19 protein-coding genes are annotated in these 18,961 nt (G+C 30.8%); 13 read left to right on the top strand and 6 right to left on the bottom strand.

Annotation, left to right across the window (positions count from 1 at the left end; genetic code table 11):
• Positions 1 to 55 precede the first annotated feature (55 nt).
• Complete coding sequence (locus RHP49_01395) at positions 56 to 2,095, top strand: dihydrofolate reductase (GenBank protein WNH12920.1); 2,040 nt, start codon at positions 56 to 58, stop codon at positions 2,093 to 2,095.
• Positions 2,096 to 2,360: 265 nt separating this feature from the next.
• On the opposite strand, the gene RHP49_01390 is transcribed toward RHP49_01395, so the two are convergent.
• Positions 2,361 to 2,546 (bottom strand): hypothetical protein, encoded by a 186-nt coding sequence (locus RHP49_01390; GenBank protein ID WNH12919.1) that lies wholly within the window; start codon positions 2,544 to 2,546, stop codon positions 2,361 to 2,363.
• 71 nt (positions 2,547 to 2,617) lie between these two features.
• Here RHP49_01390 and RHP49_01385 point away from each other — a divergent pair, with 71 nt between their 5' ends.
• Positions 2,618 to 3,004 (top strand): nucleoside triphosphate pyrophosphohydrolase family protein, encoded by a 387-nt coding sequence (locus RHP49_01385; GenBank protein ID WNH12918.1) that lies wholly within the window; start codon positions 2,618 to 2,620, stop codon positions 3,002 to 3,004.
• Positions 3,005 to 3,051: 47 nt separating this feature from the next.
• On the opposite strand, the gene RHP49_01380 is transcribed toward RHP49_01385, so the two are convergent.
• Complete coding sequence (locus RHP49_01380) at positions 3,052 to 4,119, bottom strand: branched-chain amino acid aminotransferase (GenBank protein WNH12917.1); 1,068 nt, start codon at positions 4,117 to 4,119, stop codon at positions 3,052 to 3,054.
• A gap of 91 nt (positions 4,120 to 4,210) precedes the next feature.
• On the opposite strand from RHP49_01380, the gene RHP49_01375 reads away from it, so the two are divergent.
• The 3 genes from RHP49_01375 (at position 4,211) to RHP49_01365 (ending at position 6,487) form a co-directional block, all read left to right on the top strand.
• Complete coding sequence (locus RHP49_01375; protein WNH12916.1) at positions 4,211 to 4,714, top strand: DUF4920 domain-containing protein; 504 nt, start codon at positions 4,211 to 4,213, stop codon at positions 4,712 to 4,714.
• A gap of 1 nt (position 4,715) precedes the next feature.
• Positions 4,716 to 5,405, top strand: coding sequence for a tRNA (5-methylaminomethyl-2-thiouridine)(34)-methyltransferase MnmD (gene mnmD, locus RHP49_01370; GenBank protein ID WNH12915.1), 690 nt, complete (start codon positions 4,716 to 4,718; stop codon positions 5,403 to 5,405).
• A gap of 161 nt (positions 5,406 to 5,566) precedes the next feature.
• Positions 5,567 to 6,487, top strand: coding sequence for a TIGR01777 family oxidoreductase (locus tag RHP49_01365; GenBank protein WNH12914.1), 921 nt, complete (start codon positions 5,567 to 5,569; stop codon positions 6,485 to 6,487).
• A gap of 205 nt (positions 6,488 to 6,692) precedes the next feature.
• On the opposite strand, the gene RHP49_01360 is transcribed toward RHP49_01365, so the two are convergent.
• Positions 6,693 to 7,331, bottom strand: a complete 639-nt coding sequence (locus RHP49_01360; protein WNH12913.1) for a YceI family protein — start codon at positions 7,329 to 7,331, stop codon at positions 6,693 to 6,695.
• Between the two features lie 147 nt (positions 7,332 to 7,478).
• Here RHP49_01360 and RHP49_01355 point away from each other — a divergent pair, with 147 nt between their 5' ends.
• From RHP49_01355 to RHP49_01330, 6 genes are all read left to right on the top strand, one after another.
• Complete coding sequence (locus RHP49_01355; protein WNH12912.1) at positions 7,479 to 8,027, top strand: nucleotide exchange factor GrpE; 549 nt, start codon at positions 7,479 to 7,481, stop codon at positions 8,025 to 8,027.
• Between the two features lie 54 nt (positions 8,028 to 8,081).
• Positions 8,082 to 9,200 (top strand): molecular chaperone DnaJ, encoded by a 1,119-nt coding sequence (gene dnaJ / locus RHP49_01350; GenBank protein ID WNH12911.1) that lies wholly within the window; start codon positions 8,082 to 8,084, stop codon positions 9,198 to 9,200.
• Between the two features lie 309 nt (positions 9,201 to 9,509).
• Positions 9,510 to 10,436 carry an ABC transporter ATP-binding protein gene (locus RHP49_01345; GenBank protein ID WNH12910.1) on the top strand — a complete coding sequence of 309 codons (927 nt, stop codon included), beginning with the start codon at positions 9,510 to 9,512 and terminating at the stop codon, positions 10,434 to 10,436.
• Positions 10,437 to 10,615: 179 nt separating this feature from the next.
• Positions 10,616 to 11,929 (top strand): ABC transporter permease, encoded by a 1,314-nt coding sequence (locus RHP49_01340; GenBank protein WNH12909.1) that lies wholly within the window; start codon positions 10,616 to 10,618, stop codon positions 11,927 to 11,929.
• A gap of 1 nt (position 11,930) precedes the next feature.
• Positions 11,931 to 12,854, top strand: coding sequence for a mechanosensitive ion channel (locus RHP49_01335; GenBank protein WNH12908.1), 924 nt, complete (start codon positions 11,931 to 11,933; stop codon positions 12,852 to 12,854).
• A 4-nt stretch (positions 12,855 to 12,858) separates the two neighbouring features.
• Positions 12,859 to 14,022, top strand: coding sequence for a sigma-54 dependent transcriptional regulator (locus RHP49_01330; protein ID WNH12907.1), 1,164 nt, complete (start codon positions 12,859 to 12,861; stop codon positions 14,020 to 14,022).
• Between the two features lie 72 nt (positions 14,023 to 14,094).
• Here the strand turns inward: RHP49_01330 and RHP49_01325 are convergent, their stop codons facing one another.
• A complete protein-coding gene (locus tag RHP49_01325) occupies positions 14,095 to 14,838 on the bottom strand; it encodes a hypothetical protein (GenBank protein WNH12906.1) in 744 nt (247 codons plus the stop codon).
• Between the two features lie 135 nt (positions 14,839 to 14,973).
• Here RHP49_01325 and RHP49_01320 point away from each other — a divergent pair, with 135 nt between their 5' ends.
• Complete coding sequence (locus tag RHP49_01320) at positions 14,974 to 15,840, top strand: polyphosphate kinase 2 family protein (GenBank protein ID WNH12905.1); 867 nt, start codon at positions 14,974 to 14,976, stop codon at positions 15,838 to 15,840.
• A gap of 28 nt (positions 15,841 to 15,868) precedes the next feature.
• Positions 15,869 to 16,429 carry a hypothetical protein gene (locus tag RHP49_01315; GenBank protein ID WNH12904.1) on the top strand — a complete coding sequence of 187 codons (561 nt, stop codon included), beginning with the start codon at positions 15,869 to 15,871 and terminating at the stop codon, positions 16,427 to 16,429.
• 8 nt (positions 16,430 to 16,437) lie between these two features.
• Here the strand turns inward: RHP49_01315 and RHP49_01310 are convergent, their stop codons facing one another.
• Together RHP49_01310 and RHP49_01305 are read right to left on the bottom strand one after the other, a co-directional pair.
• Positions 16,438 to 17,346, bottom strand: coding sequence for a hypothetical protein (locus RHP49_01310; GenBank protein WNH12903.1), 909 nt, complete (start codon positions 17,344 to 17,346; stop codon positions 16,438 to 16,440).
• A 154-nt stretch (positions 17,347 to 17,500) separates the two neighbouring features.
• Entirely contained in the window at positions 17,501 to 18,817 is a 1,317-nt protein-coding gene (locus RHP49_01305; protein WNH12902.1) for an APC family permease, read from the bottom strand.
• Positions 18,818 to 18,961: the final 144 nt, after the last annotated feature.

Genomic DNA, 18,961 nt, shown 5'->3' with positions numbered 1-18,961 from the left:
TAAATTATAGTAATTGTTCTTATTTTTACGCGATAATTTAAAATATCATTTCATTATGAAACTAAAATCAGTATTAGGTGTAGTATTATTAACAACCTTTTTGTTATCCTGTGGAAACGATAAAAAAGAAAAGCAAACTGAATTAGAAATTACTAAAGAAAAATCAGCATTCAATTATAATGTTGAGCAATTTGCCGATATTAAAGTATTAAGATATCAAATTCCAGATTGGGAAAAATTAAGCTTAAAAGAGCAAACATTAGTATATTATTTAACACAAGCAGGTTTGTCTGGTAGAGATATTATGTGGGATCAAAATTACCGTCATAATCTTAAAATAAGAAAAGCTCTAGAATCTATTTATACAAATTATACAGGTGATAGAACATTAACAGATTGGAAGGCATTTGAAATTTATTTAAAGCGTGTATGGTTTAGTAATGGAATCCATCATCATTATTCTAATGATAAAATTAAACCTGAATTTTCTTCAGATTACTTAAAGCAGTTACTTGCCGATACTCATACTGTTTTAGAAGGAGAAGCTTTTGATGTTATTTTCAACGAGGAAGATACAAAAAAAGTAAATCAAGCAAAAGGTATTGATAATGTAGCACGTTCTGCGGTTAATTTTTATGGACCTAATGTTACCAATGCCGATGTTGTAAGTTTTTATAAAACTAAGGTGTCTCCTAATCCAAAAAAACCATTGTCATTTGGGTTAAACTCTCAATTAATAAAAGAGAACGGTGTTTTAAAAGAGCGTGTTTATAAATCTGGAGGGCTTTATGGTACTGCAATTGATGAAATTATTAAATGGTTAGAATTAGCTAAAGGTGTTGCCGAAAATGAAGCGCAAGCTAATGCTCTTGGTTTATTAATAGATTATTATAAAACAGGTGATTTACAAACTTGGGATGACTATAATGTAGCATGGACAAGGGCAACTGCTGGAAATATAGATTATATCAATAGTTTTATTGAAGTTTATAACGATCCGCTAGGTTATAGAGGATCTTATGAAAGCATAGTTCAAATAAACGATTTTGATATGTCTCAAAAAATGAAAGTTGTGTCAGATAATGCACAATGGTTTGAAGATAAATCGACATTAATGGAGGCGCACAAAAAGAAAAATGTTGTAGGTGTCACATATAAAGTCGTAAATGTTGCGGGTGAAGCGGGTGATTCGTCTCCAAGTACACCAATAGGTGTGAATTTGCCGAATGCAAACTGGATTCGTGCAGCTGTAGGAAGTAAATCGGTGTCATTAGGAAACATTACTAATGCATATAGTAATGCTCGTAATTCTGGTCGTTTAAAAGAGTATGTAAATGATGATGAAGAATTTGAGTTAGATGAAAAATATGGTCGTTTAGCAGGTAAGTTACATACTGCTTTACATGAAGTTATTGGTCATGCTTCTGGACAATTAAATCCAGGTGTTGCAGAAACTAAAGTAACCTTAAAAAATTATGCTTCTACTTTAGAAGAAGGGCGTGCAGATTTGGTTGCTTTATATTATTTGTACGATTCTAAACTTCAAGATTTAGGGTTAGTTGATAATTGGGAATCTGTTGGAAAAACTGCTTATAATGGTTATATAAGAAACGGACTTATGACGCAATTAATTAGGTTGAATTTGGGCGATGATGTTGAAGAAGCACACATGCGTAACAGACAATGGATTTCTGCTTGGGCTTTTGAAAAAGGACAAAAAGATAATGTGATAGAAAAAATAACACGAAATGGAAAAACATATTTCAATATTAATGATTATGCTAAACTTCATGAGCTTTTCGGACAATTATTACGTGAAGCACAGCGTATCAAATCTGAGGGTGATTATGCAGCAGTAGAAGCTTTAGTAGAAGGCTATGGTGTAAAAGTAGATCAAAAAATTCATGCAGAAGTTTTAGAACGAAATAAGCAATTTACATCGGCACCTTATAGTGGTTTTGTAAATCCAATTTTAGTAGCTGATAAAAATGAAGCAGCAGAAATTATTGCTGTAAAAGTGAATCAGCCTGAAACATTTTCAGGACAAATGTTAGATTACAGTAAAAATTATAATTTCTTACCAGAGGTTAATTAAAAGAAAGTATAAAGACTTATTTAAAAAAGCAGAATCTTAATCAAGGTTCTGTTTTTTTATTTACACTAAAAATTAATAATAAAATATTAATAACCAAGAGAACGGATATAATTAAGAGAGTATTCATTTCGTTTAGTTTAGTTATTAAATAGATGCAATAATTGTAAAAAGGTTGCGTAGATTTCTACTTTTTATTTATACAACGTTTTCTTAGGTGTTTAATTGTGGTTCTAAGATTTTAAAACAAGAGTGTTATTATGGAGAGCTATTTAAATAAAAACTTGATTGCCACTATAAGTCCTATAAAACTAATAAAAGCTAAAAGTACCCAATAACTACCTTTATAAAACTTTTTATGTAGTTTTAAATCCTTTCGGTAAGTAAAGCCAATTATAATAGCGAAGACAATAAAAAATAAAACACCGAAAATGATTTGACCTTTACTAAACATATAGTTATTTTTATGCAAATTTAATAAAAACAGATTTCCTTCTTCAAGGAAATAACAAAATTGTATTGTTAATGAAAAATAAAATAGAAGCTGTAAAAGCATTTCATACCGCATTTAAAATTGGTCACAAGGAAAATCCAATGGCAGATTTAGGTCAAGACAAAAACACGTTGCGATTTAATTTGATGAAAGAAGAAAATGAAGAATACCTAGAGGCTGCTAATAATAACGACTTAGTTGAAGTAGCTGATGCTCTTGGGGATATGCTTTATATTTTATGCGGTACCATCATAGAGCATGGTATGCAACATAAAATAGAAGAAGTTTTTGAAGAAATACAACGCAGTAATATGAGTAAATTAGGTGACGATGGTCAACCTATTTATAGAGAAGATGGAAAAGTATTAAAAGGACCTAATTATTTTAAACCCAATATAGATGCTATATTGAATAAATAAAAAAAGAGAAGCCTTAATAGCTTCTCTTTTTTTGTTTTATAAATGAGTTAATCTAATTTAACGCGCCATCCATAAGGATCTTCACTTTTATTAGTTTGTATATCTGTTATGGTCTTCTTTAAAAAGCTAGCAAATGTATCCTCTAATTCTGGTAAATCATAATCCGTATCGTTATAACCAAAACCAGAAATTGGAGAAATAACGGCAGCAGTTCCTGCTCCAAACATTTCTTTTAGACTACCATTTTTAGCAGCTTCTACCACTTCACTAACGGTTATTTTTCTAACTTCTACAGGAATACCTTCAGCTTTAGCTATTTCAATAATACTTTTACGTGTAATACCATCTAAGATTCTATCACTTGTAGGTCCTGTAATAAGGGTGTCGTTTATGCGAACGAAAATATTCATAGCACCCGCTTCTTCAATATATTCATGCGTGTTATCATCTGTCCAGATAACTTGCTGATATCCTTTTGCAACAGCTAATTGTGTAGGGTAAAATTGTCCTGCATAGTTACCGCCAGCTTTAGCAAAACCAACACCACCATTTGCCGAACGTGAATATGTTTGCTCAATTAAAACTTTAACTTTTCCAGAGAAATATGCGCCAGATGGAGCCGTACAAATTATAAATTTATACTCATCAGCAGGTGATGCATGAAATCCGTTTCCCGAAGCAAAGATAAAAGGTCTTATATATAAAGAGCTACCTTCATTTTTAGGAATCCAATCTTTATCAACTTCTAGCAATGTTTTTAAACCTTCCATAAAATAGCTTTCTGGTAATTCAGGAATTGCCAAACGCTTTGAAGATATATTTAAACGCTTAAAGTTTTCTAACGGACGAAATAAAAAGACATTCTCATCAACATCTTTATAAGCTTTCATACCTTCAAAAACAGATTGTCCGTAATGGAAAATCTTAGCAGAAGGGTCTAAAGTAATCGGTTGGTAAGGAACCACTTTTGGTGCTTGCCATTTACCGTCTTTAAAGTCACATACTAACATGTGGTCTGAAAACGTATTTCCAAATTTCAAATCATTAAAATCAACCTCGTTAATTTTAGTAGTTTTAGATTTTATAATCTCTATGTCCTTGATTATTGCACTCATGTCTCGTTATTTTGTGCTACAAATTTAAGTAAAAACGTTTTTAAAAAATGGTATATTTACACAAATAGTTTAAAATTAAAATATTTATACAATGAAGTCGATTCTCTTTGTGATTTTTTGTGCTTTAATGCTAAATGCTTGCAAAAACAAAAAAGAAGAACCATCAAAAATGACTAATATAACTGAAGAGATACCATATAAATCATTCGGAAATAAAATTATTGCGGACGATGCAAAGACAACTACTTCTATGGCATCTCATTATAAAACGATGGCTGTTGGCGATAGTATAAATTCTAAAATGATAGCTAAAGTAAATAGTGTTTGTCAAACAAAAGGCTGTTGGATGCGATTAAATTTAGAAGATGGAAATGAGGTGATGGTAAAGTTTAAAGACTACGGGTTTTTTATGCCAAAAGACATCGCAGGTCAAGAGGTTATTGTAAATGGAAAAGCTTTTGTAGAAGAAGTTTCTGTTGATGAGCAACGGCATTATGCTGAAGATGCGGGAAAAACAAAACAAGCTATAGATTCAATAAGAAAACCTAAAAGAACGTATGCTTTTGAAGCAGATGGTGTTTTATTAAAACAATAATTTGGAAAGAGAAATTGTAATAACAGGAGATGGTTCATCAACCATTCATTTACCAGAATGGGATGAGCAATATCATTCTAAACACGGAGCCATTCAGGAAGCTTGTCATGTTTTTATAAAACATGGTTTGCATCATTTTTGTCATTCTGAAATTATTTCAGAATCTCATCCATCTATATCTATTTTAGAAATAGGGTTTGGCACAGGTTTAAATACGTTTATAACTCTATTAGAAGCCGAAAAATTAAAACTAAATATTGGTTATTGTGGTGTTGAAGGCTATCCTGTTTTAATGGAAGAAATTAATCAGTTAAATTATCCTAAAGAATTACAAGCGACAGAAAAAGACGTATTATTTAAAAAGCTTCATGAAGTTTCTTGGAATGAGCGGAATATAATAACACCTAATTTTTCTTTATTAAAACAGCATAAATTTTTCAACGAAATTGAAGAAGTAGATACATACAACATTATTTATTTTGATGCTTTTGGAGCACGCGTACAACCAGAATTGTGGACAGAAGCCATTTTTAAAAAAATGTATGATGCTTTAAAATTTCATGGTGTTTTAGTAACTTATTCTGCAAAAGGAAGCGTACGTCGTGCTATGCAAGCCGTGGGTTTTGAAGTAGAACGTTTACCTGGTCCTCCAGGAAAGCGTGAAATGCTTCGGGCTACGAAAAGGCTTTAATTTTTGTTGGCCAAATAGTAGATACTACTAAATAACATTACTTTTTTTCAATAAGCTTCATAATTAGCATTTTTAATTTTACAATATAACTGTTATGTTAAACCTAATACAAATAGTTAGTAAACTACATTATCATTTTGTAACTTTAAAATAAAAAGAAAATGCGCGTTTTAATAACTGGAGCAACGGGGCTTATAGGACAGGAAATTGTGAAACTATTTCATAAAAAGGGTATTGCAGTTAATTACTTAACAACCAGTAAATCTAAAATTCAACAAACAGAAAACTACCAAGGTTTTTATTGGGATCCAAAATTGCAAGAGATTGATGATGGTTGTTTTAAAAATGTAGATGCTATTATTCATTTAGTTGGGGCAACGGTTTCGAAACGTTGGACACCAATCCATAAAAAGAAAATTTTAAATAGTAGAAAAGAAACTACTCAGTTGTTAGTTAATGCCTTAAAAGGAGAATCTCATACTATTAAGCAAATTATTTCAGCCAGTGCTATTGGAGGGTATCCAGATTCTTTAATTAATTATTATGATGAATCTTTTAAAATAGTAGAAACCTCTTTTTTAAGTCGTGTTGTTAAAGTTTGGGAGCAGGAAGTTGATGCTTTTTCTAAATTGAACATTATGGTTTCTAAAATTAGAATTGGTTTAGTATTGTCAAATAAAGGTGGTGCTTTGCAAGAAATTGTTAAACCTATTAAATTTGGATTAGGGGCTGCTTTGGGTAGTGGTAAGCAATGGCAATCATGGATCCATATTCAGGATTTGGCTCATATGTTTTTATTTGTTTTACAAAACAACTTAAATGGCATTTATAATGGTGTAGCTCCAAACCCTGTTAGTAATAAGGAGTTAACAAAAACTATAGCAAAAGTTTTAAAAAAGCCTTTGTTTTTGCCTAATATTCCTAAATTTTTCATGCAATTTATTTTGGGCGAAATGCACGTGTTATTGTTTGAAAGCCAGCGCGTCAGTTCTAAAAAAATAGAAGATAAAGGATTTAATTTTAAATATCATCATTTAGAACCTGCTTTGAAGGATTTGTTGTTGCATTCCAGCTTTAAATAGTTTACAATTAAAATTTCTACACAAATAATATTTTATAAATTCTCCTAATTTTTTTGACAAGCGAGTCGGAGCTGCGACAAGGCATATTGATTTTCTTATATTTTGAATTAATTGGAGGTTAATTCAGGTGTTGTTTAATTAAATTTAAAACAAAAAACCACCCTGTTCTCACAAAGTGGCTTTAATATAATCTGAGTTTTATTGATTAAGACTTGCTAGCCTTTACAGTAACTTGTAATTCAATATCATCATTAATAAATTTATCTCCTAAATTATCAAAAATAGACTTCGACCCGTATTGTACATTCCATTTTGTTCTATCAATAACAAAGCTTTCACTTGTTAGAGTAACAGTGTTATTTTCATTAGTAATACTTACTGGGAATGTTACATTATTTTTTACATCTTTAAGAGTTAAGTTCCCCGAAAGCATGGTTTTACCATCTACATCTTTAATACTAGTAATTTCAAAAGTAGCAGTTGGATATTTTTCAACATCAAAAAAGTCAGCACTTTTTAAATGACCTTCTAATTTAGCACTAGCATCTGCATCTTTAATAGAGTTCATGTCTATTAAAAACGTTCCACTATTAATTTCACCCTCGATGATGTTTAAAATACCGTTTTTAATAGCAATAGTTCCAGTATGCGAGCCAGTAGGCTTAAATCCTTTCCAAGCAATAGTAGATTCTGAAGTGTTTACATTGAATTTCTCCGAAGCAATTTTAGTAATAGCAATAGTTTCAGCGTCTTTTGTTTCTGCCTCTTTGGCTTTATTTTTACAAGCCATTAAGGTTACTGATAATGTAACTAATGCAAAAATAGCAGTAATACTTTTTTTCATAATAATTTTTTAATGTTTAAGTTGTGAAATTAGTTATTTGTTAGCATAAAAAAAACAAAAAATTATTTCGTGACATTATGGCATTTTAACAAGAATGGCAGTACTTTTGCCAATTAATTTTAGAATTGCACAAAATTTAAATTTACAATGTCCAAAAAAGATAAAAAAGATAAAGAGCAAGAAGCGGTTGAAAATACACAAACAGAAACTGTAGATGTTGAAGAACAGGTTGTTGAAGATCAAACTGTAGAAGAGAAATTACAAGCAGAGGTTCAACAAGAAAAGGATAAGTTTTTACGATTATTTGCTGAATTTGAAAATTATAAAAAGCGTACTTCTAGAGAACGTATTGAATTATTTTCGACAGCGAGTGAAGATGTCATGAAAACATTATTACCAATTCTTGACGATTTTGAACGTGCCTTAAATCATATTGATGAAGGTAAAGAAGCCGAAGCTTTACGAAAAGGTGTGTTGTTGATTTACAATAAATTAGTAAGCACTTTAGAGCAAAAAGGACTTAAAGTGATTGCTGTAGAAAAAGGAGAAGCATTTAATGCAGACGATCACGAAGCAATAACACAAATTCCTGCACCTACTGATGATATGAAAGGGAAAATTATCGATGTTGTTGAAAAAGGATATAAACTGGGCGATAAAGTAATTCGTTTTCCTAAAGTAGTTATTGGGCAATAATTAAATATAAATTTAAAAAAGTCCTTTCCATTGGAAAGGATTTAGGACAGGAATATGGCTAAAAGAGATTATTACGAAATATTAGGAGTGAGTAAAGGGGCTACGACAGCCGAAATAAAAAAAGCATACCGTAAAAAAGCGATAGAATTTCATCCTGATAAAAATCCGGACAATAAAGAAGCCGAGTCTAAATTTAAAGAAGCAGCTGAAGCCTATGAGGTTTTAAGTGATGGCGATAAGAAAGCTCGTTACGACCAGTTTGGACATCAAGCGTTCGAAAATGGCGGCGGCTTTGGCGGTGGTGGCATGAATATGGATGACATATTCAGTCAGTTTGGAGATATTTTTGGTGGCGGCTTTGGCGGCGGCGGTTTCTCAGGTTTTGGCGGTGGCGGAGGTCAACGTCGTGTTAAAGGAAGTAACCTTCGTATTCGCGTAAAATTAACATTAGAAGAAATTGCTAATGGTGTAGAAAAGAAAATAAAAGTTAAACGTAAAGTTCAAGCTCCAGGTACTACTTATAAAACATGTTCTACTTGTCATGGTAGCGGACAAGTAACGCGTATAGCTAATACTATTTTAGGTAGAATGCAAACATCAGCGCCTTGTAATGTGTGTGGTGGTGCAGGACAAACTATTGATAAAAAACCTGCAGATGCAGATGCACAAGGTTTAAAAGTAGCCGAAGAAACAGTATCTATAAAAATACCAGCAGGTGTTGTAGATGGGATGCAACTTAAAGTTTCTGGTAAAGGAAACGAGGCTCCTGGAAATGGCATTTCTGGTGATTTATTAGTGGCTATTGAAGAAGTAGAACATGAAAAATTACAACGTGAAGGTGATAATCTGCATTACGATTTGTATGTAAGTTATCCAGATGCTGTTTTAGGTACTTCAAAAGAAATAGATACCGTAACGGGTAAAGTACGTATAAAAGTAGAAGCAGGTGTGCAATCTGGTAAGATTTTGCGCTTACGCGGAAAAGGAATTCCAAGTATTAACGGTTATGGTAAAGGCGATCTTTTAGTGCATGTAAATGTATGGACTCCAAAAACGTTAAATAAACAACAAAAAGAATTTTTTGAAACGATGAAAGATGACGAACATTTTGATCCGAAACCAGAAAGTTCTGATAAATCTTTCTTTGAGAAAGTAAAGGATATGTTTTCTTAATAAGGAGCTGTCTCAGTAAAAAAAGGAATCCGCAATTTAGCGGATTTTTTTTTACACATATGAAATAAGTTCTCTATTTATTTTATGAATAATAACGAAAAAAAAACTATATTTGATGTATCACTAATTTATTTTAGTGATAATTTTTCTTTTTCATAGCAATTTTTTTCCCATCCTTAATTTTTTTTAAGGGTGGGTTTTGTTTTATATCGAGAATCTGTTTTTATAAAAATAAATTATTAAAAAAAGCATTAAATACCTCGGTTAACATTTAATATATTTACCGATAACAAGTCAATAAGAAAACTAATGAGTAACTTATTAGAAGTTAAAGAAGTTTCTAAAAAATTTGGAGACTTTACAGCACTTAATAATATATCAATATCAGTTCCTAAAGGTAGTATATTTGGGTTGTTAGGACCTAATGGTGCGGGTAAGACAACATTGATACGTATAGTTAATCAAATAACAATGCCAGATTCTGGAGCTGTACTTTTAGACGGTGAATTACTTAACGATGCACATATAAGAGATATTGGTTATTTGCCAGAAGAGCGTGGTTTGTATAAATCAATGAAGGTTGGCGAGCAAGCTTTGTATTTAGCGCAATTAAAAGGGCTTAGTAAAACTGAAGCAAGAGCGCGTTTAAAATACTGGTTTGAACGTTTAGAAATTGGAGATTGGTGGAACAAGAAAATTCAAGAACTGTCAAAAGGGATGGCTCAAAAAATTCAATTTATTGTTACCGTATTGCATCAACCAAAGTTATTGATTTTTGACGAACCATTTTCGGGCTTCGACCCTATAAATGCTAATTTAATTAAAGATGAAATTTTACGTTTAAGAGATAATGGAGCGACTATTGTTTTTTCAACTCATAGAATGGAATCTGTGGAAGAGTTATGTGATGATATTGCATTAATCAATAAATCTAACAAACTTATTGAAGGTAAGTTAATTGATATAAAACGCCAATATAAAATTAATACGTTTGAAGTTGGTATAAAAACTAGAGATAGCGGTATTTTAAAACATGAATTATCTGAAAAGTTTGAGGTAAATCCAGCTAATTTTAAAACTTTAGACAACGAATTAAAACTAAACATTAAGTTGTCTGGTAGTCATACACCAAACGATTTATTAAACTATTTAACATCTAAAGGCGAGGTGTCTCATTTTGTAGAACTCATTCCAAGTGTCAACGATATTTTTATTCAAACTGTAAAGAATAATTAATTGAAAAGAATGCCTCGGGACATAGTCTCGTGGTTCCGTTAAAATTATCATTCTCGCAAAAGCGGGAATCTAAAAATACTGAATTTTGGATTGTATTAACTAAAGTTCAAAAAGAAACCACTTAAAACCTTAAAGGCATAAAGCTTGAGGATAGTTGTTTTTGAAAAATTATTTATTTTATGAATCATTTACCATTAATTATAAAGCGAGAATATTTAACAAAGGTTAAAAATAAAGCTTTTATAGTAATGACTTTTTTAAGTCCAATTATTATGATTGCTCTTATATCTGTTGTTACTTATTTATCACAATTGAATAATGATAAAATTAGGACTATTACAATTCTAGATGAGTCTGGTTTTTTACATGATGTTTTTGAAAATTCAGATAATACAACCTATAATGTTTTAGAAAATATGTCTTTAGAAGATGCTATAACACTTACTAAAGAAACATCAGCCTATGGGTTATTACATGTTGATAAATTGGTAGAAATTGACGATGTTTCAACGCATATAAAGTTTTTTTCTGAAGAATCACCATCACTTTCTATAATTTCAAATATTGAAAGTAAGCTTGAAAGTAAATTGACTAATATTAAGTTACAAGATCAGGGAATTAATCTAGAAGTTATAAATGCGTCCAAGGTGCATGTAAATGTTACTCAAGAAAGCTTTGAAGGCGAAGAAACATCTAAAGTTGATAGTTTTGTAAAACTAGCTTTTGGTATTGCAGCAGGCTATTTGCTTTTTATGTTTATCATTATTTACGGCAATATGATAATGCGTAGCGTTATTGAAGAGAAAACAAGTAGAATTATAGAAGTTATTATATCTTCAGTAAAACCAGTACAATTAATGCTTGGTAAAATTATAGGAACCTCGTTAGCTGGACTTACACAGTTTGTTATTTGGTTAATTTTAGGAGGTGTTTTATTGACGATTGTATCACTGTTTTTTGGAATTGATATGGGGCAAATGCAAACACCTCAACAAGAAATGATGCAACAAGTTATGGAGAATCCTGAGTTAAATACGGAAATTCAAAATATAATGACAGCTTTTTATAACTTACCACTTGTTAATCTTATTTTAGCATTCATTTTATTTTTTATAGGAGGATATCTTTTATATAGCTCATTTTATGCTGCTATTGGTGCTGCTGTAGATAATGAAACTGATACACAACAATTTATGCTGCCAATTATAATGCCGCTCATGTTGGCTGTTTATATTGGTATATTTACAGTTATTGAAGATCCGCATGGTACCGTTTCTACCGTATTTTCGTTTATACCACTAACATCTCCTGTGGTTATGCTAATGCGTATTCCGTTTGGTGTACCTTTGTGGCAACAGTTAATATCATTTTTGATATTAATTGGTACATTTATGTTTACAGTTTGGTTTGCTGCAAAAATTTACCGAGTTGGTATTTTAATGTATGGTAAAAAACCAAGTTATAAGGAAATTGTAAAATGGATAAAGTATTAGTATGCAAAGTAAAGTAACACATAAAATTGAAAAAGAAGTGGAGCAAGTAGGGGAGGTTATAACTAATAGTTCAATTTGGGAAAAGATTACAGGGTTTCTTGAATTTAAGATTATAGATTACACCTATGGAACAGGAGAAGATGTACATGATATAGAGCTTAAAGTAAAATATGTTTTATTAGTTTTAGTTGTAATTATAGCAACAACATACCTTTTAAGATGGGTAAAAAAGCTAATAACTAGAAATATGCCAGTAACAGATAAGGCGAAATTTAATACAGTCTTTTCTTTTGCAAGATGGTTAATTTACATAATTGTTGTACTTATTGTATTTGATTCTATTGGGATTAATGTAACAGCTGTTTTTGCAGCATCAGCAGCGTTGTTAATTGGAATTGGTTTAGCACTTCAAACATTATTTCAAGATATTATTTCAGGTATTTTTATATTAATAGATCAGACGGTACATGTTGGAGATATTATTGAGTTAGAAGGGAAAGTAGGTCGTGTAGAAGAAATTAAACTTAGAACAACGAGAGCAACTACTGTAGATAATAAAGTGTTAATAATTCCGAATCATTTATATCTTACTAATAGTCTTTATAATTGGACTCAAAATGGAACCACTACCAGAGAAAGTGTCGATGTGGGAGTTGCTTACGGTAGCGACGTACAATTGGTAAAAAAATTGTTACTTCAAGCTGCAACTAAACAAAAAGATGTTTTAAAATATCCAGAACCAGCGGTGTTGTTTACAGATTTTGGAGAAAGCTCGTTAAATTTTAAAATTGTATTTACTATAAATGATAGTTTTAATGTTCGTTTTCCTAAAAGTGAAATTCGTTTTGAAATAGATAAATTATTCAGAGAAAACAATGTAAGTATACCGTTTCCGCAACGTGATATACACATTATAAAAAAATAGAAATATGCAAAAAATATTAGTCATAGAAGACGAAGCTGCTATTAGAAGAGTATTAGTTAAAATCCTTTCAGAAGAAAATGATACCTATCAAGTAGATGAAGCAGAGGATGGTTTATCTGGTATGGAGAAAATAAAAAATGAAGATTTTGATTTAATACTTTGTGATATAAAAATGCCAAAAATGGATGGTGTTGAAGTATTAGAAGCAACAAAAAAAATAAAACCAGAAATACCAATGGTTATGATTTCTGGTCATGGCGATTTAGATACAGCAGTAAATACTATGCGTTTAGGAGCTTTTGATTATATTTCTAAACCACCAGATTTAAACCGTTTATTAAATACCGTTCGTAATGCTTTAGACAGGAAAGAATTAGTTGTAGAGAATAAAATTCTTAAGAAAAAAGTAAGTAAGAAATATGAGATGATTGGCAATAGTGATGCCATTTCTCAAATAAAAAGTATTATAGATAAGGTGGCTCCAACCGATGCACGTGTTTTAATTACAGGACCTAACGGAACTGGAAAAGAGCTTGTTGCACATTGGTTACATGAAAAAAGTGCCAGAGCAAAAGGTAATATGATTGAGGTTAATTGTGCAGCTATTCCATCTGAATTAATAGAAAGTGAATTATTCGGTCATGTAAAAGGCGCTTTTACAAGTGCAGCAAAGGATAGAGCAGGAAAATTTGAAGCAGCTAATGGCGGTACTATTTTTTTAGATGAAATAGGAGACATGAGTTTATCTGCACAGGCAAAAGTATTACGTGCATTACAAGAAAGTAGAATACAGCGAGTTGGTAGCGATAAAGATATTAAAGTAGATGTACGTATTATTGCGGCAACCAATAAGAATTTAAAAAAGGAAATTGAAGCAGGAAGATTTAGAGAGGATTTATATCACAGACTTGCCGTAATTTTGGTTAAAGTGCCAGCTTTAAATGAGAGAAGAGAAGATATCCCTTTATTAGTAAATCATTTTTCAGAAAAAATAGCAACAGAACAAGGAACCGCGAAAAAGTTGTTTTCAGATAAGGCAATTAAATTGCTTCAAGAGTATGATTGGACAGGTAATATTAGAGAACTTCGTAATGTTATTGAACGATTAATAATCTTAGGGGGCTCTGAAGTTAGTGAGCAAGATGTTAAGTTGTTTGCTTCAAAATAAAATTTAGAAATAATATAACATAAATAAGCGTCATTCTAAATTTAGAATGACGCTTATTATTTTAACTATATTTTAATTGTCGCAAGAATTAAGTTGGGATACATAATTTGAAGCAAGTACTTTTAATTCATTAATGTAGTGCTTTTGTATAGTATCCATATTTTCTAAAGTTAAATCTTCTAAAGAATCTGCTGCTTTTATAGCTTTGTAATTACAATTACAAGCTTTTAAAGTTTCGTTATATGTTTTAATATTTAAAGCAACTGTACTTTTATAAGAAAGGATAAGCTGCTCTTTTTTAAGTTTTAATTCTTTTTCACTTTGCGCTGCTAATTTCTTTTTTATCTCAGCTTCCTTAAGTTTTAAAGCTTCTTGTTGTTGTTTTAATTTTCGTTGTTCGTTTTGTAAATCAGTAAGTGCATCATTTTCATCAGTGTCATTATATATGGTTGTGGATGCAGAACATTTATCAATTTCAATAACACTTTCTTTACTTATATCTCTAGCGCGTTTTACATAAAAACGACCGTCTTCAAAAGTTTCAGCACTTTCAACTTTTGCTAATAAGTCAATAGCTTTATTGCTAAGCTCTAATACTTTTATGCAATTACAATCACTTAAGTTTTTTTTAGAAAGCTTAAATGACTCTAGCGACCTGTTAGCATAATATTTTAAGTGGCTGATATTGTTAGCATCATAAGCATCTTTAACATGAGAATATGCACTAACAAGGTATGAGTTGGCATTATCACAATTTGTTTGCGCATTAATAGTAAAAGATGTTATTGAAATTAAAAAAAAGTAGTAGTATTTCATAATAATTTGAGGTTTAAAAAACATAAATAGGAATGGCTAAAGTATTAAAAACATTATATATTAGTGTGTAGTTCGTCGAAATTAAGTGTTTTACTTATATTTATAAAAATATTATTATTCTAAGAAGCTTTAGAGATGAAAGAAAAATTAGCAGATACTTACAAAGTAACTTCAAACATAACCCTAAAAAATGCTGCGACAAAAGTTGTTATTAAAGGAGCAAAAAAAGAACTTAAAAGCGTTAGGAAAAAGTTAGGAAAATTGCAAGATACCATGTATGCGCATAATAAATATGCTGTATTAATTTGCTTACAAGGTATGGATACCTCAGGAAAAGATAGTTTGATACGCGAAGTGTTTAAAGAATTTAACGCAAGAGGAGTTGAAGTACACAGTTTTAAAGTACCAACAGAGTTAGAGTTAAAACATGATTATTTATGGCGACATTATATCGTATTACCTTCACGAGGAAAGTTTGCCGTTTTTAATAGAACGCACTATGAAAATGTGTTAGTAACTCGGGTTCATCCTGGATATATAATGGGTGAAAATATACCAACAGTAAATTCTGTTGACGATATAAATGAAGTTTTTTGGAATACACGTTTTGAGCAAATAAATAATTTTGAAAAACACATTACCGAAAGTGGCACAATAATCTTAAAATTCTTTTTAAATTTATCTAAAGAAGAACAAAAGTACAGATTACTTCGTCGTTTAGAAAAACAAGAAAAAAATTGGAAATTCTCCCCTGACGATTTAAAAGAACGCAAGCTCTGGGATACATATCAATCGTGTTATGAAGATGCTATAAACAGAACTTCAAAGCCTCATGCGCCATGGTATACTATACCTGCTGATGATAAACCAACAGCGCGCTATTTGGTTGCAAAAACTATTTACGATACATTAAGTCAATACACAGATATACAAGAACCAGATTTAGATGACGATATTAAAGAAAATATCGAATTATACAAGCAACAGCTTAACAAGGAATAGTTTTTTGTTGGAATTTTAAATGAGTGTCATGAGAAGTCTTATCAATACCCTAATGTTTTTATTTATTTTAAGTTTAAATGCTCAAAATGCTATGGAAGAAAAATTACCTTATTTTGAAATACCAAAATATACAGAGAGTTACACTGCTAATAGTGTTGTAGCTAGAATGATTGATGGATTAGGTTTTAGATATTATTGGGCAACAGAAGGTTTGCGTATTGAAGATCTTGAATATAAACCAAGTGAATCAGGAAGAACATCTGCAGAAACAATTGAGCACATTTATGGCTTGTCTAAGTTTATTAGAAATAGTGTGTTAAGCAACAATAAGGATACTAATGTTTCTGAACTTAATTTTAAAGATAAACGCAAACAAACACTACTCAATTTTAAAATGGTTTCAGATGTTTTAAGGAGTGCAGAAAAGTCGTTTAAACTTGAAGATACTGAAGTGCCTTTTTGGAATATTATAAACGGTCCCATTTCAGATGCTTTATGGCATTGCGGCCAAGTGGTTTTATTACGACGAGCGTCTGGGAATCCATTTAATTCTAAAGTGAGTGTTTTTAATGGGACACTTCGAGAGTAGTGTAATATTTAGTTTTCTTCTTCTAGGGGCTCTTTTAAAAGGATCTTACAAATTTGATAATTCCCATTTCTGACACCTGAAATTAGTAAATTAATATCATGTGGAGACCAACTTGGTTGTATGTCTTCTTCATCATTAAAAGTAATTCTCTTTTTATTTCTACCATCATTTTGCATGATGTAAATTTCTGATGCTTCGCTTTCAACTAAAGCAGAATAGACAATTCGTCTTCTATTGTTTGAGTATTTTCCGTAGCTACTATTATTTTTAAAATAAGTAAGTCTATAGCGTTCTTTAGTTATTATGTTATAGGTGTATATAACATCAGAATCGCCTTCATTATTTTTATTGGAATAATACAAAATATTATCACCTCTTCCAGAAAAATGAGGATACATATTATTGAATTTATCGTCAATTATTTTTTTTGGTTTTTTACCTTTATGAGATACAAGGTAGACATCAAAATCACCAGCTACATCTTCTAGGTTAAAAAGAATTTGAACACCATTTGGAGCATATTCAGCACGAGTTTTGTTTCCATAAACTGGGATGTTAATTCTTGAAATTTTATGTGATTCTAATTCTAGTTTATATAGTTCAAAAATCCCTGTTCTATCAGACTCAAATAAGATAATGTTTTTATAAGGATGCCAAGTAGGACGTCTATCATTATAGGTGCTATTAACTAGTCTAGAAACATTTTCGCCCTTACTACTCATCATGTAAATTTGCCAATGCCCATCTCTATTGGATTCAAAAATTATAGAGGAGCCACTTTTATTATAGCTAGCATATTTATTATCTGAAGCGCTATTGGTAAGTTGAACTTCTTTAAAACCAAATTCTTGTGAAGCACTTTTCAAGCTAGGTCCAAAAAGAAAAATGATTATGATTATAATTTTAAAAATGTTCATTAATTAGAGGTTGCATTAACTTAAGTGCTAAGATAAAACATTTTACAATTTACGTTAAGGGAAAGACTCTGTAAAAATCATTGTTATCGAAGTATTATTTTAAATTAAACACAATAATTAATTTTATAGAATTAAACCTAGTACCTTTTTTTTATCAGCTATTCCTATTATTGGGTACATTCTTTTTAATCATTTTAATTAAAATATAGATAAGCGATAGTATTCCAATAAAAACAAGAGTAGCGGTCATCTCTTGAATAGATAAGTTAGAAAGAAAATATAGTATAATAGCAATTGAAATTACGGGAACTAAGAGACCACCAGGGATTTTAAATTCACCAGGTTGTGTTTTTTGTGATTTACGTAGTTTTATAACGGATAGCGCTACGCCAAAATAAAGTATTAACATTGAGCTGCTTGCAATTACTGCTAATTTTTCAAAACTACCAATTACTGATAAAATAAAGCTAATACTAGCATAGGTAATAATTGAAACATAAGGTGTAGCAAATGATTTATGGATTTTAGATAAAGCTTTTATTGGTATAACTTTATCTCTTGCAAGTGCATATAGTACTCGAGGACTATTAAGTATAGAGCCACTCACGGTTCCAAACATGGAAATGGCGGCACCAACAATTAATAAAACAAATCCGAATGGACCAAAAACGACTTTAGCAGTTTCGGCTAATGGAGAGGCTTTAAAATCGGGTAGATTACTTCCTAAAATCCCTTGAGAAATGGTTTGAATTAAAATATAGATAATTACTACTGCCGTTATACTTATAAAAATAGCTTTAGGAATGGTGCGCTTGGGATTTATGACTTCACCTCCAACTATTAGTCCTGTTTCACCTCCTATAAATGCGAAAAATAAAATAAGGGATGTTTCTCCTATTCTACTAATACTAGGTATTATGTCTATTTGTAAATTATTGATGGATACAGCTTTCCAACCAACAATAATAAGTAATAATAAAGGTGTTAATTTTGCGACAGTATTAAATTTTACTAGGCCTATACCTTGTTTTATTCCGATTACATTAATATAAACCAATCCAAAAAACAAGATAAATATCGATAAAAATCGAATATATTCATTTTCAAAAATTGGATAAGCAGAAGCTATTAAGTTAATGAGTGCGTTAGATACAGCAGCATCACTAAATAACATAGCTCCTGTAGAGAAAATGCCACCAATAAATCCTGCATAGTCACCAAAAGCAGTTTCAATATAGGTGTAAGCACCTCCTGTGTTTGTTACTTTGCTACCAGCTTCTGCAAAACAAAGCATAATGAGTGCTATTAAAATACCACAAAAAATGTAGGCTATAATACTTGAAGCTCCCATTTTACTTGCTATAATTGCAGGTAGAGCAAAAATACCAGCACCAATTATAATATTTATAATATTTGCCGATAAGCCAAATACACCTATTCTTCTTTTTAAGCCTTCATCTTTTTGAGTCATATTATTTTATAAGTAACTTAACTACCATTAGTATTTATTATTTGCTTTATAAATCATGTATTTTTTACAAAGAAAATATAATAGCGTTATGACACTTGTTCAAACGATAAAAACAATAAATAAAGGGTATCCATAATTTATAAG

The sequence above is a fragment of the Flavobacteriaceae bacterium HL-DH10 genome (assembly GCA_031826515.1).
Lineage (GTDB): Bacteria > Bacteroidota > Bacteroidia > Flavobacteriales > Flavobacteriaceae > Thalassobellus > Thalassobellus suaedae.
The sequence above is the reverse complement of the archived record's forward strand: the minus strand, read 5'-3'. Positions and strand labels throughout refer to the sequence as shown.

Coding starts and splice junctions, on each gene's coding strand:
- RHP49_01395 (WNH12920.1), top strand. CDS start 56: ATGAAACTAAAATCAGTATTAGGTGTAGTATTATTAACAACCTTTTTG.
- RHP49_01390 (WNH12919.1), bottom strand. CDS start 2,546: ATGTTTAGTAAAGGTCAAATCATTTTCGGTGTTTTATTTTTTATTGTC.
- RHP49_01385 (WNH12918.1), top strand. CDS start 2,618: ATGAAAAATAAAATAGAAGCTGTAAAAGCATTTCATACCGCATTTAAA.
- RHP49_01380 (WNH12917.1), bottom strand. CDS start 4,119: ATGAGTGCAATAATCAAGGACATAGAGATTATAAAATCTAAAACTACT.
- RHP49_01375 (WNH12916.1), top strand. CDS start 4,211: ATGAAGTCGATTCTCTTTGTGATTTTTTGTGCTTTAATGCTAAATGCT.
- RHP49_01365 (WNH12914.1), top strand. CDS start 5,567: ATGCGCGTTTTAATAACTGGAGCAACGGGGCTTATAGGACAGGAAATT.
- RHP49_01360 (WNH12913.1), bottom strand. CDS start 7,331: ATGAAAAAAAGTATTACTGCTATTTTTGCATTAGTTACATTATCAGTA.
- RHP49_01355 (WNH12912.1), top strand. CDS start 7,479: ATGTCCAAAAAAGATAAAAAAGATAAAGAGCAAGAAGCGGTTGAAAAT.
- dnaJ (WNH12911.1), top strand. CDS start 8,082: ATGGCTAAAAGAGATTATTACGAAATATTAGGAGTGAGTAAAGGGGCT.
- RHP49_01345 (WNH12910.1), top strand. CDS start 9,510: ATGAGTAACTTATTAGAAGTTAAAGAAGTTTCTAAAAAATTTGGAGAC.
- RHP49_01340 (WNH12909.1), top strand. CDS start 10,616: ATGAATCATTTACCATTAATTATAAAGCGAGAATATTTAACAAAGGTT.
- RHP49_01335 (WNH12908.1), top strand. CDS start 11,931: ATGCAAAGTAAAGTAACACATAAAATTGAAAAAGAAGTGGAGCAAGTA.
- RHP49_01330 (WNH12907.1), top strand. CDS start 12,859: ATGCAAAAAATATTAGTCATAGAAGACGAAGCTGCTATTAGAAGAGTA.
- RHP49_01325 (WNH12906.1), bottom strand. CDS start 14,838: ATGAAATACTACTACTTTTTTTTAATTTCAATAACATCTTTTACTATT.
- RHP49_01320 (WNH12905.1), top strand. CDS start 14,974: ATGAAAGAAAAATTAGCAGATACTTACAAAGTAACTTCAAACATAACC.
- RHP49_01315 (WNH12904.1), top strand. CDS start 15,869: ATGAGAAGTCTTATCAATACCCTAATGTTTTTATTTATTTTAAGTTTA.
- RHP49_01310 (WNH12903.1), bottom strand. CDS start 17,346: ATGAACATTTTTAAAATTATAATCATAATCATTTTTCTTTTTGGACCT.
- RHP49_01305 (WNH12902.1), bottom strand. CDS start 18,817: ATGACTCAAAAAGATGAAGGCTTAAAAAGAAGAATAGGTGTATTTGGC.